Origin of the sequence: Aquabacterium sp., assembly GCF_036279655.1 — a bacterium.
Lineage (GTDB): Bacteria > Pseudomonadota > Gammaproteobacteria > Burkholderiales > Burkholderiaceae_C > Aquabacterium.
In genome coordinates, this window is sequence record NZ_DASUIT010000018.1 from 1 (window position 1) to 25,440 (window position 25,440).

At 67.1% G+C, this 25,440-nt stretch carries 18 protein-coding genes; 12 read left to right on the top strand and 6 right to left on the bottom strand.

The genetic code is table 11. From position 1 onward, the window contains the following. The coding region (locus VFW84_RS02035) for a hypothetical protein (protein ID WP_329678764.1) at nucleotides 1-997 on the top strand (997 nt) is incomplete at its 5' end. Here the strand turns inward: VFW84_RS02035 and VFW84_RS02040 are convergent. Both VFW84_RS02040 and VFW84_RS02045 read right to left on the bottom strand, forming a co-directional pair. After that, complete coding sequence (locus VFW84_RS02040; RefSeq protein WP_329678765.1) at nucleotides 984-2,234, bottom strand: NAD(P)/FAD-dependent oxidoreductase; 1,251 nt, start codon at nucleotides 2,232-2,234, stop codon at nucleotides 984-986. The genes VFW84_RS02035 and VFW84_RS02040 overlap by 14 nt on opposite strands. Nucleotides 2,235-2,256: 22 nt before the next feature. Beyond that, nucleotides 2,257-4,104: a thiamine pyrophosphate-binding protein gene (locus VFW84_RS02045; RefSeq protein WP_329678766.1), complete on the bottom strand. Its 1,848-nt coding sequence runs from the start codon at nucleotides 4,102-4,104 to the stop codon at nucleotides 2,257-2,259. A gap of 89 nt (nucleotides 4,105-4,193) precedes the next feature. Here VFW84_RS02045 and VFW84_RS02050 point away from each other — a divergent pair, with 89 nt between their 5' ends. Then, the gene (locus VFW84_RS02050) at nucleotides 4,194-5,786 is read left to right on the top strand and encodes a flavin monoamine oxidase family protein (RefSeq protein ID WP_329678767.1); all 1,593 of its coding nucleotides are present in this window, start codon (nucleotides 4,194-4,196) and stop codon (nucleotides 5,784-5,786) included. Here the strand turns inward: VFW84_RS02050 and VFW84_RS02055 are convergent. Together VFW84_RS02055 and VFW84_RS02060 are read right to left on the bottom strand one after the other, a co-directional pair. Continuing rightward, entirely contained in the window at nucleotides 5,771-6,760 is a 990-nt protein-coding gene (locus VFW84_RS02055; RefSeq protein ID WP_329678768.1) for a 3-oxoacyl-ACP synthase III family protein, read from the bottom strand. The genes VFW84_RS02050 and VFW84_RS02055 overlap by 16 nt on opposite strands. Beyond that, entirely contained in the window at nucleotides 6,757-9,537 is a 2,781-nt protein-coding gene (locus tag VFW84_RS02060) for an ATP-binding protein (protein WP_329678769.1), read from the bottom strand. The genes VFW84_RS02055 and VFW84_RS02060 overlap by 4 nt, the downstream gene beginning before the upstream one ends. Nucleotides 9,538-9,650: 113 nt before the next feature. Here VFW84_RS02060 and VFW84_RS02065 point away from each other — a divergent pair, with 113 nt between their 5' ends. Both VFW84_RS02065 and VFW84_RS02070 read left to right on the top strand, forming a co-directional pair. Further along, nucleotides 9,651-10,949, top strand: a complete 1,299-nt coding sequence (locus VFW84_RS02065) for a sugar ABC transporter substrate-binding protein (RefSeq protein WP_329678770.1) — start codon at nucleotides 9,651-9,653, stop codon at nucleotides 10,947-10,949. Between the two features lie 69 nt (nucleotides 10,950-11,018). Continuing rightward, the gene (locus VFW84_RS02070) at nucleotides 11,019-12,881 is read left to right on the top strand and encodes a nucleoside-diphosphate sugar epimerase/dehydratase (protein WP_329678771.1); all 1,863 of its coding nucleotides are present in this window, start codon (nucleotides 11,019-11,021) and stop codon (nucleotides 12,879-12,881) included. Nucleotides 12,882-12,890: 9 nt separating this feature from the next. On the opposite strand, the gene VFW84_RS02075 is transcribed toward VFW84_RS02070, so the two are convergent. Further along, complete coding sequence (locus VFW84_RS02075; protein ID WP_329678772.1) at nucleotides 12,891-15,677, bottom strand: CHASE domain-containing protein; 2,787 nt, start codon at nucleotides 15,675-15,677, stop codon at nucleotides 12,891-12,893. A 155-nt stretch (nucleotides 15,678-15,832) separates the two neighbouring features. Here VFW84_RS02075 and VFW84_RS02080 point away from each other — a divergent pair, with 155 nt between their 5' ends. Continuing rightward, nucleotides 15,833-16,789 (top strand): MBL fold metallo-hydrolase, encoded by a 957-nt coding sequence (locus VFW84_RS02080; protein WP_414638866.1) that lies wholly within the window; start codon nucleotides 15,833-15,835, stop codon nucleotides 16,787-16,789. Here VFW84_RS02080 and VFW84_RS02085 read toward each other — a convergent pair. Then, nucleotides 16,750-18,411, bottom strand: a complete 1,662-nt coding sequence (locus VFW84_RS02085) for an iron ABC transporter permease (RefSeq protein WP_329678774.1) — start codon at nucleotides 18,409-18,411, stop codon at nucleotides 16,750-16,752. The two genes, VFW84_RS02080 and VFW84_RS02085, sit on opposite strands and share 40 nt — an antisense overlap. A gap of 27 nt (nucleotides 18,412-18,438) precedes the next feature. Between VFW84_RS02085 and VFW84_RS02090 the strand changes: the two genes are divergently transcribed. The 7 genes from VFW84_RS02090 to rplU all read left to right on the top strand — a co-directional run. Beyond that, nucleotides 18,439-19,539 (top strand): ABC transporter ATP-binding protein, encoded by a 1,101-nt coding sequence (locus tag VFW84_RS02090; RefSeq protein WP_329678775.1) that lies wholly within the window; start codon nucleotides 18,439-18,441, stop codon nucleotides 19,537-19,539. A gap of 91 nt (nucleotides 19,540-19,630) precedes the next feature. Next, nucleotides 19,631-21,076, top strand: a complete 1,446-nt coding sequence (locus tag VFW84_RS02095) for a S41 family peptidase (protein ID WP_329678776.1) — start codon at nucleotides 19,631-19,633, stop codon at nucleotides 21,074-21,076. A gap of 22 nt (nucleotides 21,077-21,098) precedes the next feature. Then, the gene (locus tag VFW84_RS02100) at nucleotides 21,099-21,866 is read left to right on the top strand and encodes a HesA/MoeB/ThiF family protein (protein ID WP_329678777.1); all 768 of its coding nucleotides are present in this window, start codon (nucleotides 21,099-21,101) and stop codon (nucleotides 21,864-21,866) included. A 100-nt stretch (nucleotides 21,867-21,966) separates the two neighbouring features. After that, complete coding sequence (locus VFW84_RS02105) at nucleotides 21,967-22,872, top strand: TIGR00730 family Rossman fold protein (RefSeq protein WP_329678778.1); 906 nt, start codon at nucleotides 21,967-21,969, stop codon at nucleotides 22,870-22,872. Nucleotides 22,873-22,884: 12 nt separating this feature from the next. Beyond that, complete coding sequence (gene rocF / locus VFW84_RS02110; protein WP_329678779.1) at nucleotides 22,885-23,838, top strand: arginase; 954 nt, start codon at nucleotides 22,885-22,887, stop codon at nucleotides 23,836-23,838. Between the two features lie 40 nt (nucleotides 23,839-23,878). Then, complete coding sequence (locus tag VFW84_RS02115) at nucleotides 23,879-25,225, top strand: patatin-like phospholipase family protein (protein WP_329678780.1); 1,347 nt, start codon at nucleotides 23,879-23,881, stop codon at nucleotides 25,223-25,225. Nucleotides 25,226-25,263: 38 nt separating this feature from the next. Then, the coding region (gene rplU, locus VFW84_RS02120) for a 50S ribosomal protein L21 (protein ID WP_329674483.1) at nucleotides 25,264-25,440 on the top strand (177 nt) is incomplete at its 3' end.

Consider the following 25,440-nt stretch of genomic DNA (forward strand, 5'->3'; position numbering starts at 1 on the left):
GCCCGAGGTGGCGCGGGCCTATGCACAGGCCCATGCCCTGGCCAATGTGGTCGACAAGGTCGAGGAGTCAATCTGGCCGCTGTGGGGGGTGTGCGTCTTTCATCTGGTTCACGGCGATGTCACACGCTCGGAGACCATCGGGCGTCGCATGATGACTGTGGCACGTCAGTCCAACAGCCGTATTGCATGGCTGGTGACCAACATGATGCACACCCAGTTGTGCTTCTACGCCGGTCGATTCAACGAGGTGCCCGGGCACACAGAACAGGTCGACGATCGCTACAGCACGGTGCAGGATCGTCAACTGATTGCCCTGTATTCAACCGATCTCAAACTGGTGTCATCGGTGCATGGGGCCCATGCACGTTGGATCCTCGGTGAGACGGACGATACCCCTGATCTCGTTCGGGATTGCGAGCGCCACGCGACCATGCTGGCGCACCCCTACAGTCTGGCCTGGATGCTGACCTGGGGGGCCATGACCAGCCTGCACCGGGGAGATGTCGAGGCGCTCTGGCAGCGTGTCACCGAAGGTCGGCGCATCGCAGACGTGCATGGCTTTGCCTATGTCCAGGCCATGGCCACCCTGATGATGGGATGGTGCGAGGTTCAGCGCGGTCAAGTGACCGAGGGGGTCCGGCAGATGGCATCCGGGCTGGCGGCCTTTCGCGCCACGGGGGCCGGCATCGCCGTGCCCTATTTCCAGACCTTGCTGGCCGAGGCCTTGGGGCAGGCGGGGCGCTGGGGTGAGGGGTTGGCCGCGCTGCAGGAGGCCTGGGCCCAGACGCAGCAAGGCGGTGAGCGTTGGCATGAGGCAGAGTTGCACCGTGTGCGTGCCGTGCTGCTGGCCCAGGATCCTCAGGCTGATCGGCGCCAGGTGCAAGACAGTCTGGCGCAGGCGGTTGCCGTGGCGCGCTCGCAGGGCGCACTCAGCTGGCTGGTGCGCGCCGAGGCGGATGCGCAAGCCCTGCTGGGGCAGCCACTCAATCCGCCGTGACGGCGGATGCGGCTTGGGTAGCGCGTGCCGCGTGTTCGGCCAGGAGTGTCTTTTGGTTCTCCGGGCCGAAGAAGTCATCGATCGGCACCGTTTGGGCGTACACACCGAAGTAGCGGTCGATCTGGGCTTGGTTGCCGATGAGTGCTTCGAACATCTTCATGATGTCCTCGCTGGGCAAGGCCAGTTCTGCGGCTTGTTGGGCGAAGTGAAACAGCGGCAGCGAGACCGCGTTGCGCTCCTCCTCGAAGCCAGCAAGAGCCTCGTCCAGATCAGCCTGGCCAGACAGCCCGCAGTGCAGTCGCACGGAGAGTGCCTCGGCATCACGCAAGGCATTGGTGATGCCGCCTGCCGTGAAGGGATCGATGGTGATGCCCGCATCGCCCAGCAGGCACCAGCCGGGGCCACTGGCCTGACGGCATTGGGTGTTGATGCTCACGCCCAGCCAGTCTTCCACTCGTTGGCCCTGGCGCAGGCGAGTGGCCAACTCGGGCACGAGGGCATCCAGCTCCTCGAAGAAGCGGGTCTCGATATGCTCACGGTCGACCCGAGGTGCGCCGCCAGGCTGCAGGATGCCCACCAGGACCTGGCCAGAGGTGTTGGTGGGCCACGTGTAGATCATGCGTTCAGGACGGCCAAAGAACTCGATGTCGTGCGTCTTCACACCAGTGAAGTAGGCGTAGGTGTTGTAGGCGCCTTGTGTCTTGCTGAACTCGTTGTAGACCCTGGCACCGACAGCCCGTGCGACCGGCGAGGTTCGGCCATCGGCACCGATGAGTAGGCGGCATGAGAGTTCGGAGACCTGTCCTTCGGCATCACGCACCCGGATGCCGACCACGCGCCCGTTTTGCTCGATGACGCTCTCAAAACTGGTGCATTCACGCAAGTGGGCGCCTGCGGCCAGGGCGGCTTCCAGCAGGACTTGATCGAGCACGATGCGTCGAGGGGCCATGGCCGCGCCAACTTCTGCGCCGGCGGCATGGCCCTGGATCACGGCATCGCCCAGATCCAGGCTGAGCTCGCGCAGCAGGTAGCAGCCGCGCTGCTGGAGGGTGTCGAGCAAGCCCCAGCGGGCCAGACGGTCCACCCCGGCATGCCACACCAGATGGGTGGAGGTACGCACGTCACTGGGAAAGCTGCCCTGATCGATCATCAGAACACGGTGGCCCTGCCGGGCCAGCAGCATGGCGATCGCGGAACCTGCGCATCGCGCACCCACCACAATGACGTCGTACAGCATGTCTTCTGGTCTCAAAGTTGGTTCAGGCGCCTGCCGGTGGCGTGGCGCACGAAGGCGGTGTCAGGCGAGGCCATCCATAGGGAGGCGCAGGGCGGGTGTCGATGTGGACCACGACCACCTGCGGCTGCGATGTCGCCTGCGCACATGCTAGCGCATCGGCGATGGCCTGCGCGGCAGCGTCCGATCCTTGTTCATGCGACACCGCTGTGGCACGCGCGCCCAGGCCTTCAGAGAACTTGACCAGATCGGGGCGACCCAGTTGGTAGTAGCCGTCCCACTCCTGGGCGGGCGGCAGCAGTTGGGCCATGCCCTGGCTGACCATGCCCAGGTCGTTGTCGTCGAGCACCACCCACACGGCCCCGACTCGGTTGCGTGCGGCGGTCGAGATCTCCGCGCCGTGCATCATGAAGGCGCCATCGCCCACGATGGCCAGGCAGGGTCGATCCGGTGCGGCCATCTTGGCGCCCACCACGGCCGCCACCCCGAAGCCCATGGGGCCCATGGCCAGCGCGCTCTGGTAGCGCAGGGGCGGATCGATCACCAGGTTGTTGAGTGACCAGCCGACGCAGTTGCCGGCGTCGATGAAGATCTGACCGTCCTGCATCTGTTCGTTGATCACCCGCATCAGCGCGGCCGGGTGGACGGGAGCGGCATCGCTGGCGCGGCCTGCGGGATCGGATTCGGGGGCGTGGCTGGCCTTGATCTGGGCGATGCGCTGGCGGCGCTGCTCGACGCGTTCGTGCGGCACGGGCAGGTGGCGCGCCTGATGGCAGAGCGACTCGATCGTCGCGCCCACCTCGGCGACGATGCCCCGGGTGATGGGGAAGTCCCGCCCGATCATGCCGCTGTCCAGATCCACCTGGGTGAAGGGCCCACTGGGGCAGAGGTCACCGCTGTAGAGCTCGGAGGCCACCACGGAGGTGCTCAGCTCACCCAGGCTGGAGCCCAGCACCAGCAGGGCATCGTAGTGGTCCGGCTGGCCGCTGTGACCCATGTAGATCGGGGCCCAGGCGCAGCCGCAGATGCCGTAGTTGCGCAGCGACAGGGGGTGGGTTTCCGGGAAGATGCCCTTGGCGTCCGGGGTGGTCATCACGGGGATGGCAAAGCGCTCGACCATCTCGGTGAAGGCGCGCAGCCGCTCGGGATCGCCCAACGCCTCACGGCTGCCGTTGCCCATGAAGATCAGGGGTTGGCGGGCATGGACCAGCTCGTGCAGCGTCTGCCCGACGGCCGCAGTGTCAGTGCAGGCGGTCTGCGGTCGGTAGCTGGCGGGTCGGAGCCGGGCGGTGTCCACCTGCACGCAACTGCCGGCCACGTCGTTGGGCAGGCTGATGTGGGCCGCACGGTAGGGCAGGGAGCAGGCATCGCGCAGGGCCTGCTGGAGCAAGGTCTGCGCATTGAGCGGGCTGCTGATCAGCGAACTCGACTGCACGGCATTGCGGAAGATCACGTTGACGTCCAGCTTGGCGTCGGTGCCCTCCTGCAGATAGCCTCTGCCGAAATAGGGTTCGGGCACTTCGCCGGTGATGATCAGCACCGGCGAGTGGCCGGCTTGCGCATTCATGGCGCCGGTCACCGCATTGGTGGCACCGGGGCCGGAGGTGGTCAGCACCACGCCCAGGCCGCCGCCCGCTCGCGCCCAGCCATCGGCCATGTAGGCGGCGCCGCTTTCGTGGCGGCAGATCACGTAATCGATGAGGTGATCACCATGCCGCAGCTCGTCCATGAGCCAGACGGCGGCGCCCCCCGGGATGCCGAAGATCTTGCGCACGCCTTCGGCCTTGAGGCTCTCGATCAGCAGGCGCGCGACGGTGCAGTTCAGGGTGGTGGTGGCGGGGCTGGCGCCCGTCGATGACTGATTTTGGTGCATGGTGTAGACCCCCTTTGATGACGCATTTGGCGGGATTGCCGTGTCGCGTCGCTGGAAGAATCTACCGACCAACTCTCAAGGGGCGTGCGATGAAAAGAGATACTTCTTGCGGTCATGTTCTGGACGTGGCCATCGTCGGGGGAGGCGTGTCGGGCCTGTACAGTGCCTGGCGCCTGTTGACAGACAGTGGGGATGCGCCGCCGACCGTGGCGGTGTTCGAGGGCAGTGGTCGGGTGGGCGGTCGCCTGCTGTCGGTCACCCCGCCAGGCTTGCCGCAGGGGCGTGTGGAACTCGGCGGCATGCGCTACACCACCGGGCACATCCGGGTCAAATCCCTGGTGGACTACCTGGGCTTGGCCACGGCACCTTTTGCCGTATCCGAAGATGCCAATGTGGCCTACCTGCGGGGTCACCGTCTGCGCACGGCCGACCTCACGGATGCACAGAAGCTGCCCTATGTGCTGAGCACTGAAGAGCAGGCCAGCCTCAGCGATGGCATGACCGTGCTGGCCGCGCAGCGCTTCTTGCAGAAGGTGCTGCACCAACCCCATGTGGATCTGAACAAGGTGCCCTGGACGGAGCTGGCCCGCTCCGGGCGTTATGAAGGGCATCTGCTGCGCGACCTGAGCATGCGCTATGTCTACAACCGCTCGGTCAGCCATGAAGCCTTCCAGTTCGCCGAGGACACCAGTGGCTACGACAGCATCTACTTCACCTGGAACGCCGTGGACGGCTTCCCGTGGAACCTGGCGGACTATGGCCGCACGGTGAGTTATGAGCGGCTGGTGCAGGGGTATGCCACGCTGCCGGAGACCCTGGCCGAGCGCGTGGAGGCGGCGGGGGGGCACATCCATCTGCACACGCGCCTCACGCGCTTTGATCGCGTCCACCTGGTGGACGGTTCACCCGCCATCGAACTGCATTTCCAGCATGGTGAGCAAGAGCGTGTGCTGCTGGCGCGCAAGCTGATCCTGGCCATGCCACGGCGCTCGCTGGAATTGCTGGACCAGAGCGGTGCGGTGCTGGCGCCCGAGCATCGTCATGTGCATGAACTGATCGAGTCGGTCGAGCCCATCCCCTTGTTCAAGCTGGCACTGTGCTACCGCACGCGCTGGTGGGAAAAGCTGGGCATCACGCAAGGACAGTCGGTGACGGATCTGCCCATTCGCAAGTGCTACTACTGGCCCGTGGGGGATCAGGCGCAGGGCGGCGCCATCCTGATCTACAACGATGTGCTGGACATGGACTACTGGACGGACCTGCGCAAGCATCCCCTCAAGTTTGCGCAGCCGCCCGATGACAGTGGCCTGGAGCCCTCGCCCTGGGCCGACTACCCGGCCCCGGCGGTGATGGTGGAGGAGGCGCATCGGCAACTGCTGATCATGCACGGCGTCGAGGACCACCCGGACCTGCGACCCTATGCGGCGGCCTACCGTGACTGGGGGGAGGACCCCTTCGGTGGGGGCGCCAATTTCTGGCGTCAGTATGTGGAGAGCTACGACGTGGCTCACCGCATCGTGCAGCCCGTGCCCGGGGTGGCCGTCTACATCTGTGGTGAGGCGTATTCGCACGACCAGGGCTGGGTCGAGGGGGCCCTGGCCACGGCGGAGGACATGCTGCAGCGCTGTCTGGGACTGCCGCCCCCGCCGTTCATGCCGGGGGAGGGTCAGTCCCGCTCGTAGAGCAGGGCCGTGGCATGCATTTCCATGCCGATGCCCAGCAGGACCAGATGGCGCGTGCGGATCTCGTCGAAGCAGCGCGCCAGGTTGACGGGGACGGACGATGACACCATGTCCCCGAAGTCTGCCAGGGTGTTCACATAGTGGGCGGGCGCGATGGCCTGCTGCCAGGCATCGATGACCACCTGGGATGACTGGTGTGCCACCAGGGTGATGTCTTGGCCGCTCAGGCCGTGGCGTGCCAGCAGGTCCTGCACCATCGGCCCGGGCACCTGCAGTCCGAAGGCCTTGAAGGCCTGCCCGCCCTCGGGATCGGCGATGGTCATCAGAGCCGGGGTGTAGTCGCGGTGTGGCGCCGTCGGTGCAGGGCGCGGCGCGAGGTGGAAGGCGCCAAACCAGCGGGTATCGGTTCGGTTGATCCAGTCGATCAGCCGGAAGTGATGCGGATCGTCGGAAGGGCCCACCACGGCCGCGCCGGCACCGTCCGAGGCCGCGAGGGACACGGCCTCGTGGTAGTCCACATGGTGCGTCCAGTTGTTGCCGCTGACCACCAGGGCATGTCGAATGCTGCCCTGGCCGATCAGATCGTGGGCCAGCTTCATGCCATCCAGGAAGGTGGTGTAGTCGCTGTTGAGCGGCATGACGCGACAGTCTCTACCCAGGCCCAGGGCGTGGTGCACGCGGCACAGGTCATTGGGTGCCAGATACTGTCCGACCGAACCGCCACCCAGCAGCATGTCGATCTGCCCTGGGCGCAGTCCAGCCTGGGCCAGCGCATCCTGGCAGGCGTGCACCATCAGGTCGACGACACCATCCGCGCGGGCCAGTACACGGCGGTACTTCAGCCCGGTGAACAGCTCGCCACCCGAGGGCGGGTGCCGTCTCAGCCAATCAAAGATGGGGTCGTCATTGCCCCGGATGTGTTCGGGCACCTGGTAACCCTGGCCCAGCAATGCGGTACGGTGAGTGTGTGTCATGGACGTGGCGAGGCATCCAGCCAGTGGTTGAGAGCTTCGTAAAGCGACAGGGGATCAATGGGCTTGGGCACATGCCCGTTCATCCCCGCGTTCAGACAGGCCTCCTGCTCACCGCGCAGCACGCTGGCCGTCATGGCCAGGATGGGGATGCGGGCCCTCGGGCTCGGGAGTTGCCGGATCTGGCGTGTGGCTTCCATGCCGTCCATCTCGGGCATGTGCACATCCATCAGGACGATGTCGAATGCCTGTTCGCGCAGGCACGCCACTGCCTCCTTGCCGGTGCTGGCCACGGTCACGTCCAACCCTGCCATGTTCAGCAACTCGGTGGCCAGGATCTGGTTGATGGCGTTGTCCTCGGCCAGCAGCACCCGGGCGCCCGGATGTCGCTGTCGCAATCGCTGCTCGGCGGCCATCTCGGGCGCGATGACCTCGGCTGCGGCGGCCGGCGCCTGCTCCGGGGGTGGCAAGGCGGTCTGCTCTCCAGGCAGGAGGCGGGCGGTGAACCAGAAGAGGCTGCCCACCCCGGGCTCGCTGGTGACGCCAATGGTGCCGCCCATGCGCTCGGCCAGGTTGCGGGTGATGGCCAGGCCCAGGCCGGTGCCTCCAAAGCGGCGTGTGGTCGAGCTGTCCCCCTGTTCGAACGGCTTGAACAGGTGGGCCATCTGCTCTTGCGGGATGCCCACGCCCGTGTCGCGCACTTCGAAGCGCACGATGTGCTGATCGCGGTCCTGCACGCTGGCGCGCAGCGTGATCGTGCCACGATCGGTGAATTTCACCGCATTGCTGAGCAGGTTGATGATGGCCTGGGCCAGACGGGTGGGGTCGCCCTTGAGGTGGGGCGTGTCGATGGCGTTGTCGATCAGCAGCCGCAGGCCCTTGTCACGCGCCTTGGGCGCGATCAGGTCGCAACTGCGCTGCAAGACATCCGCCACGGCGAAGTCGATGTGCTCCAGGGTGAGCATGCCCGACTCGATTTTGGAGAGGTCCAGGATGTCGTTGATGATCTCCAGCAGATGCTGGGCGGCCTCGCTCACCGACTGCAGGCGTTGGGCATTGGCCGGATCGTCGGGCTTGCGGCGCACCAGGTAGGTCATGCCGATGATGGCATTCATGGGGGTGCGGATCTCGTGGCTCATGTTGGCCAGGAAAGCCGATTTGGCCTCGTTCGCGGCTTCGGCCTTGTCGCGGGCTTGCCGCAACTCCAGCGTGCGCTCGGCGATCAGCTCTTCCAGGTGGTCACGGTGGTGTTCCAGTTCCTGACGTGCCCGCTTGCGATCGGTGATGTCCTGCAGGAGCAGGTGGATGGCCCGGTGGCCCTGATCCTCGAAGGACCAGGCGATCAATTCCACATCGATGGTGGAGCCGTCCCTGCGGACGAGCCGGGCCTGCTCGGCGGTGCTGGGGGTGTCCTCTCGGCCGAGTCGATCCAGCAGGGATTGGATCAGCGCGCGATCGTCAGGATGAAAACGCTCGGTGACGGCGGTGCCCAGCACGTCGCTGGGGTCCGTCACGCCGCACAGGTGCAGACCGGCATGGTTGATCAGGGTGAGGTGACCCTCCATGGTCACAAAGATGCCGTTGGGCGAGGTCTCGAACAGGGCCAGGTATCGGTGGGCGGCCTGACGCTGTTGCTCCATCTGCGAGCGCATCGCGGCATCCATGTCGCGCAGGGCCGTGCCCAGGTCGGCGATTTCGTCGGTGGCGCCCGGGGGCACAGGGGGGAACTCCACGGCGTCGCCGTGGCGCATGCTCACGGCGGTGTCGGCCAGCCGCCGCAGAGGGCGGGAGATGTGGTTGGCCAGCAGCCAGCTCAAGGCCATGAAGAGCAGGGACAGCAGGGTGCCGCTCACCAGCATGCGCTCACGCAGACGGGTGGCGGCCCCCATGGCCTGTTGCGCGTCCTGGCGCACGATCAACACCCAGGTGGGGGCCGAGGGCCCGGGCGCCACCTGCAGCTTGGCCGATGCCGTCAGGTAGGCGCGGCCCCCCGGCCAGGTCAGCACCGTGGGGCGACCACTCCTGATCACGGCGTCCAGCCCTTCCAGGCGCAGGGGCTGGCCCAGACGGTCCGTCGGCCCCAGGGTCACGTCGCCGGAGGGGGTCAGCAGCAGGCTCTCCTGTTCGGATCCAGGGCGACCGGCGTCCATCGTCAGGGCCTGGTGCAGTTCACGGATCCATTGCCAGTCGACCTTGGCCACCACCACGCCGATGGTCTGGCCGTCGTAGTCGATCACGGGCACGGCCAGGTCCAGCAACTGGCGGGGCTGGCCGTTGCTGTCCAGGGGCAGTCGGTCGGCCAGGGCGCCGGCCGCTTGAGGCGTGCCGATCCAGGGCCCCCGGATGCCTTGCTTGAACCAGGTCTCGCCAGCGACCTGGCGGCCTTCGAGCAGGGTGCCCGTGGCGGTGGTGATCAGGCCATGGGCGTCGGTGATGGCCAGCCAGGTCAGCGCAGGGTGGTGGGTGCGGGCCTGCTCCAGGGTCAGGCGCAGGCGGGCGGGGTCGGACAGGCCGTTGCTGACCTCGGGCAAGGCGGCCACCTGCTGGATCTGCAGCAGGCGCTCCTGGAGGGCCAGCGAGATCGTGCGCCCCAGGAACTGGGCCTCACGCTGCGTGGCCTGACGGATGGTGTCTTCCAGCTGCCGGTGCTGATCGCGCTCGACCAGCAGGGCCACCACCACCGCCAGGAGCAGGCCACTGGCGCCGATGAACAGCGCAAAGCGGGTGCGCACACTGTGCCTGGGAGACAAGATGGACAGTGCCTGAGCGAGTCGCGCCATGGCTGAGCGGGCCCTCCTGGGGATGTGGATGGAGCCATTATGGCGTTGATGCTTGCCAGAAGAGGGGGAATGTCTTAGGGTGCTGCCCTGATTGAACAAAAAGGGATGACCGCATGAGGAACGTGCTCGCGGCGCTGTGGACCTGTCTGGTGGTGTCACCCGCCCTCGCGGTGGAGCTGGTGATCGCCACGGTCAACAACGGGCACATGATCACCATGCAGCGTCTGGCCGCTCAGTTCGAGCGGGCGCACCCGGGGGTGACCCTCAAATGGGTCACCCTGGAAGAGGGCGCCTTGCGGCAGCAGGTGTCAAGGGACATTGCCACGCGCGGCGGGCGCTTCGATGTGATGACCATCGGCCTGATGGAGGCGCCGATCTGGGGGCGGCGCGGCTGGCTGCACCCGATCACCCCGGATCCGGCCTGGGACGTCGATGACCTCCTGCCCGGCATCCGGCAGGGGCTGTCGGTCGAGGGGCGGCTGTACGCCGCACCCTTCTACGGCGAGAGCTCCATGACGATGGCGCGAGCCGATTTGCTCAAGGCGGCGGGACTGAGCCTGCCGGCGCGGCCCACTTGGGATCAGATCCGTCTGCTGGCCTCGCGTTTGCACAATCCAGCCAAGGGGGTGTCGGGGATCTGCCTGCGGGGCAAACCGGGCTGGGGCGAGAACATGTCTCTGATCACCACCATGGCCAACACCATGGGGGGGCAGTGGTTCGACATGGGCTGGCGGCCCCAGCTCACTTCGGCACCCTGGCGTTCGGCGGTGAGCCTGTACATCGAGCTGATGCGCCAATGGGGGCCGCCCGGCGCGGTGGCCAATGGCTACAACGAGAACCTGGCCTTGTTCAGTGCCGGCAAATGCGCCTTGTGGATCGACGCCACGGTGGCGGGCGCCTTTGTCGAGCAGCCTCGGCTCTCCAGTGTGGCCGGGCAGGTGGTGTTTGCTCAGGCGCCGGTGGCGCGCACGCCCAAGGGCTCGCATTGGTTGTGGTCCTGGGCCCTGGCGGTGCCGGTGGGATCTCGGCAACCGGTGGTCGCTCAGGCCTTTGTGAAGTGGGCCACCTCCCGCGAGTACATCCGCCTGGTTGCAGCCCAGAATGGCTGGGGTGCGGTGCCCTCGGGCACGCGCTCGTCGACCTATGCCAATGCCGACTTCATGAAGGCCAACCCCTATGCCAGGGTGGAGCGAGAGGCCATCGCCACGGCCAACCCGGGGGATGCCACCTTGCCGCGCTCGCCCTACACGGGCATCCAGTTCGCTGCCATCCCCGAATTCCAGGCCATCGGGACCGCCGTGGGACAGGAAATCAGCACCTTGCTGGTTGAGGGGGGTGAGGTCGATGCGGCCCTGGCGCGCGCCCAGCAGGCCGCCGAGCGCAAGATGCGTGCGGCGCACTACCTGCGCTGAGATCGGGCAAGCAGGGGCACAATGGCGGGTTTCGCGACCCGCCCTGATTCCTGAGAACTGGTGCTTTCGATGCTCTGGACCCGCCTTGACCGCCTGCTGGACCGCCTGCGCCCCCGTCGACAGATGGCGGTGATTCTGGTCGACGCCTTTCTGATCATGCTGGCCTGGCATGCCACCTACCTGTTCCGCATGGGGGTCGAGCGCTGGCTGCATGAGCGCCCCTTCTACGACTGGGCGGTCTTGTTGGGGGTGATCGTGGTCTACAGCAGTGTGTCCTGGGCCTTGCGGGTCCCCCAGGCCGCCTGGCGTTATGTGAGTTTCAACGAGGTGGCTCGCCTGGGCTGGATGTGCCTGGGAGCGGGCCTGGCGTCGGCCGTGCTGGTGTTGATGGCGCAACTGGTCGAGATCCCTCGTGCGGTGCTGGCGCTGCACCCCTTGATCACCTTGATGGCCCTGACCCTGGCGCGCGTGATGGTGCGCATGGCACATGAGCAATCCCGCGCGCGCCGCACGGGCGGCGACGTGACGGGCCAGCGCGCCCTGGTGCTGGGCGCGGGGGCCGCGGCCAAGCTGCTGATCGCTGGCATCCAGCACCGCGGCTGGACCGTGCTGGGTTTGCTCGACGACGACACCCGCAAGCATGGGGCCCGCGTGGCGGGCGTCACGGTCCGGGGTGGGCTGGAACGCCTGTCCGATCCGGAGGTGCTGGAGGACGTCACCCACCTGATCCTGGCCATGCCGTCGGCCAGCGGCACGCAGCGCAAACGCGCGCTCGATCTGGCCGCATCCACCGGGCTGCCGGTGGTCACCGTGCCCAGTGCCAATGAACTGCGCGAAGGGCGCTCGCGTGTGGACCGGGTGCGCGATGTCGAACCCGAGGACCTGCTGGGCCGCGAAGCCGTCAAGCTCGACGAGTCGGCGCTGTCCTCTCTGATCAGTGGCCATGTGGTCATGGTCACCGGAGCCGGGGGCTCGATCGGCTCGGAGTTGTGCCGGCAGATCGCGCGTTTCGGCCCCTCGCGGCTGGTGCTGTTCGAGCTCAGCGAGTTCGCGCTCTACCAGGTGGAGCAGGATCTCAGCGAGCGTTTCCCGCACTTGCCCCTGTCACGCCTGGTGGGGGATGTGAAAGACCTGATCACCCTCAAGCGCGTCATGGCGCTGCATGCACCCGATCTGGTCTTCCATGCGGCGGCCTACAAGCATGTGCCCTTGATGGAAGATGACAACGCCTGGATCGCCGTGCGCAACAACACCCTGGGCACCTACCTGGTGGCCCAGGCGGCAGCCGAGCAGGGCGTTCAGCGCTTCGTGCTGATTTCTACCGACAAGGCGGTCAACCCGACCAATGTGATGGGTGCCACCAAGCGGGCCGCCGAGATGGTGGTGTCTCATTGGGCCACCCAGGCCCCGGGCACGCGGTTCATGGCCGTGCGCTTTGGCAATGTGCTGGGCTCCAGCGGCAGCGTCATCCCCAAGTTCAAGGAACAGATTGCCAAGGGGGGGCCGGTCACGGTGACCCACCCGGAGATCACGCGTTACTTCATGACCATCCCCGAAGCGGCCCAGTTGGTGCTCCAGGCCGCCGCCCTGGCCGAGACGGGGCAGGTCTTCGTGATGGACATGGGCCAGGCGGTCAAGATCACCGACCTGGCGCGCGAGATGATCCGCCTCACGGGCCACACCGAGGCAGAGATCCCCATCGTGTTCAGCGGGCTGCGGCCAGGCGAGAAACTCTATGAAGAGTTGCTGGCCGATGCGGACACGACCCTGCCCACGCCACATCCACGCCTGCGTCTGGCGCAGTTGCGGGGCGAGCTGCCGGCCGACTGGATCGACCGCATGCTGGCGCTGGCCCGCGACGAGGCCGCGACCCCGCCGGCGGTGCTGCGTGCGCGTCTGCACGAGCTGGTGCCCGAGTACGCGCCTCGCTGAGCACCCACCTCAGCGCTGGGCCAGCAGGTCGTCCACCTGCTGCAGCAGCGCATCGATCTGCACCGGCTTGGTCAGGTAACACGCCGCACCGGCCTTGAGGCAGGCATCGACCTGCTCGGGCATGGCGTCGGCGGAGATCATCACCACCGGGATGGGCTGGGTGGCCGGGTTGGCCTTGACCAGGTTCAGGAAGTCCAGCCCGGAGGCATCGGGCAGGTGCACATCCAGCAGGATCAGTTCGGGCAAGGGCGCACGCAGGCGGTCGTGCAGGGCGGCCAGTCCCGCCTCGATGGTGCCGGCCACGGTCAGCACGATCTCCGGGCGGCTCTCCAGCGCGGCCTGCACCAGGGCCGTGTTGGCATCGTTGTCCTCCACGTACAGCACATGGCGCGTTCGGGTCGCCGAGTCCGTGTCGGTGCCGAGGCTGTCCCGGGCAATGGCCGGCGCCTCCGTCAGGGGGGGCGGTGGCAGCAGGGGCACGGCGGGCAGCGACAGGGTGAAGGTGGAGCCCGAGCCCTCGGTGCTGACCACCTCCAGCTGGCCCCCCATCAGCAGTGCCAGGTGGCGGCTGATGACCAGGCCGATGCCGGTGCCGTCGGGCGAGTGGCGCTCCCTGCCCAGGCGGTTGAAGGGCTGGAACAACTGAGCGAGTTGCGCCTCGTTCATGCCCAGGCCATTGTCGGTGACCACGATGTTGACCATCGGGGGTTGCGCCATGGAGCGCATCAGTGCGGCCTGGACATGCACGCTGCCGCCGGGCCGGTTGTACTTGATGGCATTGCTCAGCAGGTTGGTGAGGATCTGGCGCAACCGGGTCTCATCGGCCTGAACACCCCACAGGGCAGGCAGCGTGCCATCCACAGACAACTGGATGCCTTGCTTGATCGCCAGCTCTTTGACCAGATCCTGGGCGGCATGGAGGGCCGGCGGCAAGGCCAGGGGTTCGGTGTGCAGGCGCAAGGTGCCGGTGTCGATGCGGGAGAGGTCCAGCACGTCATCGATCATGTCCAGCAGGTGCCAGCCGGCTTGCTGGATCTGTTCGAGTCGACCGCTCTGGGCGGCATCCAGGGGATGATGGCGGTCCAGACCCATGACCTGCGAGAAACCCAGCATGGCATTGAGAGGGGTGCGCAGTTCGTGGCTCATGCGCGACAGGAATTCGCTCTTGGCCTGGTTGGCGGCCTCGGCGGCCTCACGTTGCCGGCGTGCCTCGTCGATGGCCGCTGCCATGCGCTCGGTGGTGCCTGTGATGACCAGCAGCAAGGCTCCCAGGGCCGCTGCCAGGGCCACGCCTCCCACGGCAAAGAGCCAGGAGGAGGCGGGCCCCCCGCCCAGCGGAGAAGGATCGACGGCCCACATCTCCAGCGTCCATTCCCGCTGTGCAAAGGGCATGACGACCGCATGGCTGAGCGGTGCCTTGGGCGGGCGGCCGCTCAGGCAGGCCGGATCGCCACCCAGGAAGGCGGGTGTGCCGGACGTGCTGTCCAGCAGGCAGATCCGCAGAAAGCTGGGCGATCCCTTGAGGATGGCCGTCAGCGTATCGTCCATGCGCAGCGCCAGGAACACGGCCCCGCGGACCTGGCTTGCGCGCTCGGTGGGGCCCGCATCCGGGACGCGGTAGACCGGGCGGTAGATCACCACACCACGTTGCTGCTCGGCCTCCTGCGCCAGCGTCATCACGGTGGTGGCCACGGGCTCGTTGAGCGCCGTGGCCTGCGCGTAGGCCTCCCGCGTGGCATCGCGCGACAGCACGTTGTAGCCCAGCGCACGTTCATTGCCGCGGATCGGCTCGATGAAGCGCAAGGCCACGACCTCAGTGCCGGCGGGCGGTTGACGCCGGGGCAGATCGAAGACGCGATAGTCGGCCACACCGTCGGCGCGCTGAGCCTGTTCAAAGGTGGGCAATTGAGCAGCGGGCACCCGCTCCTCCCATCCCAGCGCCTGGATGCCCTGCAGCTGTGTCAGCCAGTGACTGGCAGCGCGCCTGAACTCCTGGCGTGTGACGTTGTCCGATGAGTCGTAGACGCCGCGCAGCGCCTCCGTGGCATGGAGGTAGCCCGTGAGCCTCAGCCGCACGGCGTTGGCCGTGGCATCGGCCTGCTGACGGAAGGCAGCGATGTCGCGCTCCTTGTCCCAGGCCTGCAGTTGCCGGATGCCCAGGCCCAGCAGGATGGCCGCGGCCAGCAGGGGCAGGCCCAGCACCCGCCGTCGTTGCGCCCACAGACGCGTGGGGTGGCCCACCAGCGTCAGCATCATGGGGGCGCCAATCAGCACGCCCAGGGTGTCGCCCGCCCACCAACTGACCCAGGTCGACAGCCATTCATGGGGTGGCAGCGTCCCCAGGGCGACACGAACCGTGTGAGTCACGCTGGAGCTGATCAGACAGGCCAGCGGACCCGCGATGAGCAGGAAGCGGCCAATGTCCTGGACACGGTCCAGGGGCAGCGTGCGGGTGGGGTCGGCCCCCTGGGTCCAGCGCGCTGCGGCCCAGGCCTGCAGGCCGCTGCCGAGGCCGGCCGATGCAAAACACGCCAGGGTGATGGCGTTGACATCGATGTGTTGGAACCACAGGGCGGCCACCATATTGACCAGGGCCGAGCCCAGGCCCACCGGGATGGCCATGGCGCGACCCCAGCCGATCACCAGGGCCAGCCCCAGGCCGGCCGCCAGGTACAGCTGCGACACGCCGGCCACCGTGGGTGACAGGGCGATCGACGCCAGCCCGGTGATCACATAGACGACGAAGGTGATGACACCCCTGACCCAGGGTGAAGTGGTGGCGGATGCCAGAGGCATGTCCTTGATTTCCCGGCAGTGAATAGCTTGAGGCGCAAGCCTAGCAGCGTCGGCCATGTGTGGCCAGAGGGCTTTCAGGTGAATGGCCACGGTGGGGGGATCCAGGCTCTAGACTGTGGGCCACATATTTCTTCATGGAGATCCGGATGAACATGATGTCCTTGCGGGCGCGGAGCGCCATTGTCGCCGCAGCGATGTGTCTGGCGGGCCCCTTCGCCTGGGCCGAGGCGCCTCAGGTCAAGACCCAGGTGCCGGGCTATTACCGCCACGCCCTCGGCGATTTCGAGGTGACCGCCCTGTACGACGGCGAGATCAAGCTCGACACCAAGCTGCTCAAGAACGCATCTCCCCGGCAGATCCAGACCCTGCTGGCGCGGATGTTCCGCGACAACCCCACGCCCACGGCTGTGGTGGCCTACCTGGTCAACACGGGCAAGCAACTGGTGCTGGTGGATGCGGGCGCCGCCAAGCTCTTTGGCCCCACGCTGGGCCATGTCCTGGCCAATCTCAAGGCCGCCGGCTATGCGCCGGAGCAGGTCGATGCGGTCTTGCTGACCCACCTGCATGGTGACCACGTGGGCGGGCTGCTCACGGCCGAGGGCCAGGTGGCTTTTCCCAACGCCACGGTGCACGTGCCCAAGGTCGATGCCGATTTCTGGTTGAGCGCCGAGGCCATGGCCAAGGCCCCCGAGGCGGCCAAGGGCTTCTTCAAGATGGCGCAGGACTCGACCGCCCCCTATGTGAAGGCCCATCGCCTCAAGACCTTCGAGGGCGAGGCCGAGATCCTGCCGGGCATCACCCCGGTCTCCGAACATGGGCACACGCCGGGCCACACCGGCTACCTGTTTTCGTCCAAGGGCAAGAAGCTGCTGGTGTGGGGTGACATCGTGCACAACGCCGCCGTGCAGTTCCCGCAGCCCACCGTCACCATCGAGTTCGACAGCGACCCCGCCAAGGCCCTGGCCACGCGCCTGAAGCTGTTCAAGTGGACGGCCAAGGACGTGCTGCTGGTGGCCGGTGCGCACCACCCCTTCCCGGGCATCGGCCATGTGCGCGCCGACGGGAAAGGCCGTTACGCCTGGGTGCCGGTGGACTTCGCACCCATGCCCTGACGCATGGCGCGCGAGAGCATCACCACCGGGATCAGGCCGACCGCGACGATGGCCAGCGAGGGCAGGGCGGCTTCGCCCAGGCGCTCGTCTCGGGCCATCTGGTAGGCGATCACGGCCAGCGTGTCGCTGTTGAAGGGGCGCAGCACCAGCGTGGCGGGCAGCTCCTTCATCACATCCACGAACACCAGCAAGGTGGCGGCCAGCGCCGGGCGCCACAGCAGGGGGGCGTGCACGCGCGCCCACAGGCGCCAGCCCGTGCCGCCCATCAGGCGGGCGCTTTCATCCAGCGTGGGTGAGATCTGCGCATAACCGGCCTCGACCGACTGCAGCGCCACCGACGAGAAGCGCACCAGGTAGGCATAGATCAGGCCCGTCACCGTGCCCGTCACGATGGCACTGGGCCCCCAGGCCGCCCAGGCGGGGTCGCTGGGCCACCACTGCTGCAGGATGCCCACAGGCAGCAGCAGCCCCACGGCGATGACGGCCCCGGGCACCGCATAGCCCAGCGAGACCACGCGCGTGGTCGTGCGCAGCAGGGGGGAGGGGTGACGCCGCAGCGCATGCCCCAGTGCCAGCGCCAGCATCACGGCCAGGGCACTGCTCACGGCCGCCAGCATCAGGCTGGTCCAGGCCCACTGCCCAAAGGCGTCCCAAGGCAGGCCGAATTCGCCATAGGTGGCTTCCTGCCACATCAGCCGGCCCAGCAAACCGACCGGCAGCAAGAAACCCAGCAGCACCGGCAGGCTGCACAGCAGCAGAGCCAGGACGCCCTGCCACGCCGGCAAACGGCGTGCGGCCGTCTGTGCCTGGGTGGCGCCAGCGCGGGGCGAGGCCACTCGCAGGCCGCGCCGTGCATACCGCTCCCAGGCCATCAAGCCGACCACGGCCAGCAGCAGTAAGGTGGCCAGTTGCGCGGCCGCCTGACGGTCGTCCATCGACAGCCAGGCGCGGTAGATGCCGGTGGTGAAGGTGTTGAGCCCGAAATAGGAGCCCACGCCATAGTCGGCCAGGGTCTCCATCAGTGCCAGGGCCACCCCCGCGGCCAGGGCCGGGCGGGCCAGCGGCAGGGCGATGGTGCGGATCTGACGGCCCGTACCGGCCCCCAGCAGGCGGGCCGCTTCCATCAGACGCACGCCCTGACCGGCCAGCGCCGAGCGCGTCAACAGATAGACATAAGGGTAGAGGCAGACCACGAACAGCACGATGGCGCCGGGCAGGCTGCGCACATCGGGCCACAGTCGCCCCTCCAGGCCCAGCCAGTCGCGCAGGGGCGTCTGCACGGGCCCCCCGAAGCTCAAGGTGTCGGTGTAGACATAGGCCAGCACATAGGCCGGCATGGCCATGGGCAGCAGCAGGGCCCACTCCAGCGTGCGCCGCCCGGGAAAGTCCAGCAAGGTCACGGCCGCCGCCGTCAGGCCGCCCACGATGGCCACGCCGATGCCCACGCCCAGCGACAGCCACAGCGAGCTCAGGGCATAGGGGCCCATCACCGTGTCCCACTGGTGGGTCAGCACATCCAGGCTGGCCTGATTCAAGCTCAGCCAGGACGACAACACGCCCAGCACTGGCATGGCCAGCAGCAGGGCGACCCAGAAACTCCAATGGATACGAACGACTCTCATTTGCGTTTTGAGGGTATCATGGATTGCATGTTTCTCCGAGTCGATGACCTACAGGTTCGCTTTGGCGGCGCGTCCGCTCTGGCGCGTGCCGCCGTGGACCATGTGAGCCTGGCCCTGCCCCGGGGCGACATCGGCGTGCTGCTGGGCCCGTCCGGGTGTGGCAAGACCACCTTGCTGCGCGCCATTGCGGGCCTGGAGCAGCCGCAGTCCGGCCGCATCGAGCTGGATGGCGAACGGGTGGTCGATGGTGACGCGGGCCGCTACACCGCGCCCGAGGCCCGCCGCATCGGCATGGTGTTCCAGGACTTCGCCCTGTTTCCGCACCTCACGGTGGCCCAGAACGTGGGTTTTGGCGTGCCCCACCTGACGCGCGCCGAGCGGCGCCAGCGGGTGGACGAACTGCTGGATCTGGTGGGCCTGGCCGCCATGGCCCAGCGCTGGCCCCACCAGCTCTCCGGCGGTCAGCAGCAACGCGTGGCCCTGGCACGGGCGCTGGCGCCCAGCCCCCGCCTGCTGCTGCTCGATGAGCCGTTTTCCAGCCTGGATGTGGATCTGCGCGAGCGGCTGGCCCACGAGATCCGCGCCATCCTCAAGCAGACGCGCACCACCGCCCTGTTCGTCACGCACGATCAGCTGGAGGCCTTTGCCCTGGGCGACCACATTGGCGTGATGCGCCATGGTCGGCTCGACCAGTGGGCCACCCCTTACGAGCTCTACCACCAGCCGGCCACGCGCTTTGTGGCCGAGTTCGTCGGCCACGGCGTGTTCCTGCCGTCCCGGGTCGACACCGGTGCCCAGGGGCTGGCCTGTCTGAGCACGCCCCTGGGCAAGTGGCCCATGCCCGGCGGGATGCCGCCCGAGTGGGGCCTGGGGCCCTGCGACCTGCTGCTGCGGGCCGACGACCTGGTGCACGACGACGCCAGTGCCGTGCAGGCTCGCATTGAACGCAAGGCATTCCGTGGCGCCGAGTTCCTCTACACCTTGCGTCTGGACAGCGGCGAGACGGTGCTGGCCCACGTGCCCTCCCACCACGATCACCAGGTGGGTGAGCGCATCGGCATCCGCCTCGAACTCGATCACATCGTGACCTTTGCGCGACGAAATGAGGGCTCTTTGCCCCGTGATTGAACTTTGAGGGGGCTGGCCCTCTCCTATACTGCATGACGTATGGGCATCTCCGTTCAGAGGGGTGCCGTCGTGACGCTCAAGGCGAGAAACCATGACTTCCAAAATCAAGATCGCTGGCTGGGTTGCGCTGGGTGCGCTGGCCGGTGGGTTGACCACATTGCAGTTCCAGGCCACGGCGCGCAACACCGCACCGCAGTTGCCACTCGAAGAAATGCAACAGCTGGCAGCGGTCTTCGGCATGATCAAGACCGACTACGTCGAGACCGTCGACGAGAAGAAACTCATCGGTGACGCCATCGGCGGCATGGTCTCCGGTCTGGATCCGCACTCCCAGTATTTCGACAAGACCACCTTCAAGGAATTCCGCGAAGGCACCACCGGCAAGTTCGTCGGTGTGGGCATCGAGATCGGCATGGAAGACGGTCTGGTCAAGATCGTCTCGCCCATCGAGGGCTCGCCCGCCTTCCGCGCCGGCCTCAAGAGTGGCGATCTGATCACCAAGATCGACGACACCTTCGTCAAGGGCCTGAGCATGGACCAGGCTGTCAAACGCATGCGCGGCGAGCCGGCCACCAAGGTGGTCCTGACCATCTTCCGCAAGAGCGAGAACCGCAGCTTCCCGGTCACCATCGTGCGCGAGGAAATCCGCGTGCAGAGCGTGCGCACCCGCATGGTCGAGCCCGGCTACGGCTATGTGCGCATCACCCAGTTCCAGGACCGCACGGTCGAAGACTTCGTCACCAAGGTGACCAAGCTCTACGCCGAAGACCCCAAGCTCAAGGGCTTGGTGCTTGATCTGCGCAACGACCCGGGCGGCCTGCTCGAAGGCGCGGTGGCCATCTCGGCCGCCTTCCTGCCCAAGGATGTGGTGGTGGTGAGCACCAACGGCCAGTTGCCCGAATCCAAGGCCAAGTTCCTGGCCCGCTCCGAGGACTACTCGCGCCGCTTCGGCACCGACCCGCTGGCCAAGCTGCCCGCCGCGCTCAAGACCGTGCCTGTGGTGGTGCTGGTCAACGAAGGCTCGGCTTCGGCCTCCGAGATCGTCTCGGGCGCCCTGCAGGACCACAAGCGCGCCGTCATCATGGGTGCGCAGACCTTTGGCAAGGGCTCGGTGCAGACCGTGCGCCAACTCACCGCCGACACGGCGCTCAAGATCACCACGGCGCGCTACTACACCCCCAGTGGCCGCTCCATCCAGGCCAAGGGCATCGTCCCTGACATCATGATCGACGAAACCGCCGACGGCAATGTCTTCGGCGCCCTGCGCGTGCGCGAGGCCGACCTGGAAAAGCACATCACCAGTGGCCAGGGCAGCGAGGTCAAGGACGCCGCCCGTGAAAAGGCGCGCGAAGAGGCCATCAAGAAGCTCGAAGAGGCCAGCAACGGCAAGAAGGACGACAAGCCCAAGCCCTTGCCCGAGTTCGGCAGCCCCGAGGACTTCCAGCTCCAGCAGGCGCTCAACAAGCTCAAGGGCCAGCCCGTGATGGTCTCCAAGACCATGACCGAGCGCAAGGCCGAGGACACCAAGCCCGACTGATCGGGCGATCAAGGCACGGGTCGTGGACGACACCCAGCGGCTGCGCTACAGCCGCCATCTGCTGCTCGACGAGTGGTCCGAGGACGCCCAGGACCGCCTGCTGGGCGCCCACGCCCTGGTCATCGGGGCCGGTGGTCTGGGGGCTCCGGCCTTGATGTACCTGGCCAGCGCCGGCGTGGGGCGGCTCACCGTGGTCGACCACGACACGGTCGACCTCACCAATCTGCAGCGCCAGATCGTGCACACCACCGAGCGGGTGGGTGAGCCCAAGGTGGTTTCGGCCCAGCGCACGCTGGCCAGCCTCAACCCCGAGGTGCAGGTGCAGGCCCTGGCCCAGGCGGCCGACGAGGCCCTGCTGGCCCAGTGGGTGCCCCAGGCCGATGTGGTGCTCGATTGCACCGACCGCTTCGACACCCGCCAGATGATCAACCGCGCCTGCCGTCAGGCGCGGGTGCCACTGGTGTCGGCCTCGGCCATCCGCTTTGATGGGCAGCTCAGCGTCTTCGACCCACGCTTGCCGACGGCGCCCTGCTACGCCTGCCTCTTCCCACCCGATCAGCCGCCTGAAGAAACCCGCTGCGCCATGCTCGGGGTGTTCGCTCCCCTGGTGGGCATGATGGGCGTGATGCAGGCGGGCGAAGCGCTCAAGCTGCTGGCGGGCCTGGACCAGGCGCCGGGTCATGACACCGCGGCCGGCCGCTTGCTGCTGGTCGACGGCCGCACCTGGCAGATCACCACCCTCAAGGCGCGGCGCGATCCGGCCTGCGCGGTGTGCGCCGGGCGGTTGTGACACGCGGGTGTGACATTTAAGCCGCATTGACCCCCTGACTCCGGCCCTGGCCCGCGCGTGGCCCTGCTATCGTGTTCTGAACACGATTCACTTTCACGCGATGAGCCAATCCAAAAAACTTCTGGCGCGCAACTTCCCGACGGCTGTCCAGGACGTTCGCAACGCCGCCAAGCCCGGGTTGTACGCGGGCCCCGACAGCAGTTACGACCTGGCCTTTGCCGACACCAATTTCCTGCTGCACGACGAGTTGCGCCCCGTGCGCATGCAGCTCGAGCTGCTCAAGCCCGAGCTGGTGCAGCGTGAAGAGGGCATCGAGTCGACCATCGTGATGTTCGGCAGTGCCCGCATCCTGCCGGCCGACGTGGCCCAGGAGCATCTGGCCCAGGCCCAAGCCTTGCCAGATGGCGCCGAGCGCGAGCAGGCCCTGCGCGTGGCCCAGCGCCATGTCGACATGTCCCGCTATTACGAAGAAGCACGCGCCTTTGCGGCCATGGTGACCCGGCACTCGGCGCAACTGGACACGCCGATCTATGTCGTCACCGGCGGTGGCCCGGGCATCATGGAGGCGGGCAACCGGGGGGCGTTCGAGGTCGGTGGCAAGAGCCTGGGGCTCAACATCGTCTTGCCCCACGAGCAGGAGCCCAACCCCTACATCACGCCCAAGCTGTGCTTCCAGTTCCACTACTTTGCACTGCGCAAGATGCACTTCCTGATGCGCTCGGTGGCGCTGGTGTGCTTCCCCGGTGGCTTCGGCACGCTCGATGAACTCTTCGAGACCCTCACCCTGATCCAGACCGGCAAGTGCCGCAAGCGCCCCATTCTCCTGTTTGGGCGTGAGTTCTGGACCCGCCTGATCGACCTGGACCTGCTGGTGGAGACCGGCATGATCAGCCCGGGCGACGTTCATCTCTTCCGCTACGTCGAGACGGCGCAGGAAGCCTGGGACGTGCTGCGCAACGAATACGGCTTGGCACAAACCGCTGCCGAGTCCCCCAGCGGCTGGTGAGATGATGACCCCATGAGCGCCCCGCCCCTCGCCCCTGCAGCCCCCGCGGTTCGCCTCATCGGTGTGCCCACCGATGTGGGGGCCAGCATGCGCGGGGCCTCCATGGGGCCCGAAGCCCTGCGGGTGGCGGGCCTGCCCGAGGCGTTGTTGTCTCTGGGGGTGACGGTGGTCGATGCCGGCAACCTCAGCGGCCCCACCAATCCCTGGCAAGCCAGCGTGGAGGGTTACCGCCATCTGGGTGAGGTACTGGCCTGGAATCGCGCAGTCCACCAGGCGGTCACCGCGGCGCTCGCCGAGGGGCAGTTGCCGGTGGTGATGGGGGGTGATCACTGCCTGGCCATCGGTTCAATCGGTGCGGTGGCGGCGCACTGTCATGCCACAGGGCGCCTCCTGCGTGTGCTCTGGCTGGACGCGCATGCCGACTTCAACACCCCCGCGATCACGCCCAGCGGCAACCTGCATGGCATGCCGGCGGCGGTGCTGTGCGGCCATGGCCCGGCCTCGCTGGTCGATCTGTGCCAGGTGGACGGCGCACCGGCGCTGTCGGCCGAGACCTTGCGCATTCTGGGCGTGCGCAGCGTGGATGCGGGTGAGCGCGCCTTCGTCCATGCTGCCGGCATCGAGGTGTATGACATGCGCACCATCGACGAGCAGGGCATCCGTGCCGTCATGCAGCAGGCCCTGATGGGCGTGAGCGCCGACACGCACCACCTGCACCTCAGCTTCGATGTGGACGGCCTGGACCCGGACATCGCGCCGGGCGTCGGCACCCCCGTGCGTGGTGGCCCCAACTACCGCGAGGCTCAGTTGTGCATGGAGATGATTGCCGACACCGGTGCCCTGTGCTCGCTCGACATTGTGGAACTCAATCCTGCACGGGACATCCAGAACCGCACGGCCGAGCTGGTGGTCGATCTGGTGCAGAGCCTCTTTGGCAAGTCCACCCTGATGCGCCAGCCCGGCTGAGGGACTTCAGCTTTGGCCGGAAAGTGACGATAAGACGATCATGAGCCTGCCCGGAAAAAACGCCCTGATCCTCACCGGTGGCGGCGCTCGAGCCGCCTACCAGGTCGGAGTGCTGCAAGCACTCATGCTGATTCGCCGCGACAGTGGCGAGCGTCAGCGGGGCAACCCTTTCCGCATCATTTGTGGCACCTCGGCTGGCGCCCTCAACGGCACGGCCCTGGCGGCACGTGCCGATCACTTCGAGGCGGGCGTGCGGGCCATGGTCGATCTGTGGCGCGACATGCGCTGCGAGCAGATCTACCGTGCCGACTCCCTGGGCGTCATCCGCAGTGGCGCGCAGTGGCTGACCCTGTTCTCGCTGGGCTGGGCCATGGCGCGCTGGCGCAGGGCGCGTCCGCGCTCCTTGCTGGACAACGAACCCCTGCGGGAGTTGCTGGGGGATTCCTTCAAGATTGGCCGCATGAGCAAGATGCTGGCCGACGGTGTGCTGGATGCCGTGGCCGTGACGGCGTCGAGCTACACCACGGGTGAGCACGTCACCTTCTATGACACGCGCGAGCCCATCGAGCCCTGGGCGCGCTCGCAGCGCATCAGCGTGCGTGATCAGCTCAGCCTGGACCACCTGATGGCCTCCAGTGCCATCCCCTTCGTGTTCCCGGCGGTCAAGCTCGATGCCGGGGGGCGCCCGCATTACTTCGGTGACGGCTCGATGCGCCAGGCGGCGCCGATTTCGCCTGCCGTGCACCTGGGCGCCGATCGCATCCTGGTGGTGGGGGCAGGCCGCCTGCACGAGCCCGAAACCCCCCGCACGGCCATCGTCGAGTACCCCAATCTGGCGCAGATCGCCGGTCACGCCATGTCCAGCATCTTCCTGGACGCGCTGGCGGTGGACATCGAGCGCGCCCAGCGCATCAACCGCACCCTGGAGTTGCTGCCCCCCGAGTTGCGGGCCCAGACCCCCCTGCGTCCCGTGGACATCCTGGTGATTGCTCCCTCGCAGCGCATCGACGACATCGCCGCGCGCCACCTCTGGGCACTGCCTCCGGCCGTGCGCGCCATGTTGCGCGCGGTGGGTGTGTACGGGCGCGGCAAGACGGCGCGGGGCTCGGCCCTGGCCAGCTATCTGCTGTTCGAATCGTCTTTCACCCGCGAACTCATCCACCTGGGGTTCACGGATGCGCTGGCCAAGCGCGACGAGGTCTGCCAGTTCTTTGGCTGGGGCCCCGTGGACGCCGATGCCGACGAAGGCAAGGTGAGCATGCCCCTCAAGGAGCCCGCTGAAGGCCCCCCCGACGACCTCTCAGACCCCTCGCAGTGGACCGAAGATCAACGAGCCCTCTTTGCAAAACCACAACAGCGTGGTACAGTGGAGAGCTTCGCCCTTTAATCGGGGTGGAGAGATATTCTTGATTGAAAGGTCCTAACATGTACGCGGTCATAAAAACCGGTGGCAAGCAATACAAGGTTGCTGCTGGCGAAAAAATTAAAGTAGAACAGATTGCTGCGGACGTTGGCCAAGAGATCGTGATCGACCAGGTTCTGGCAGTCGGCTCCGGCGCAGAACTGAAGGTTGGCACGCCCTTGGTGGCTGGCGCAACTGTC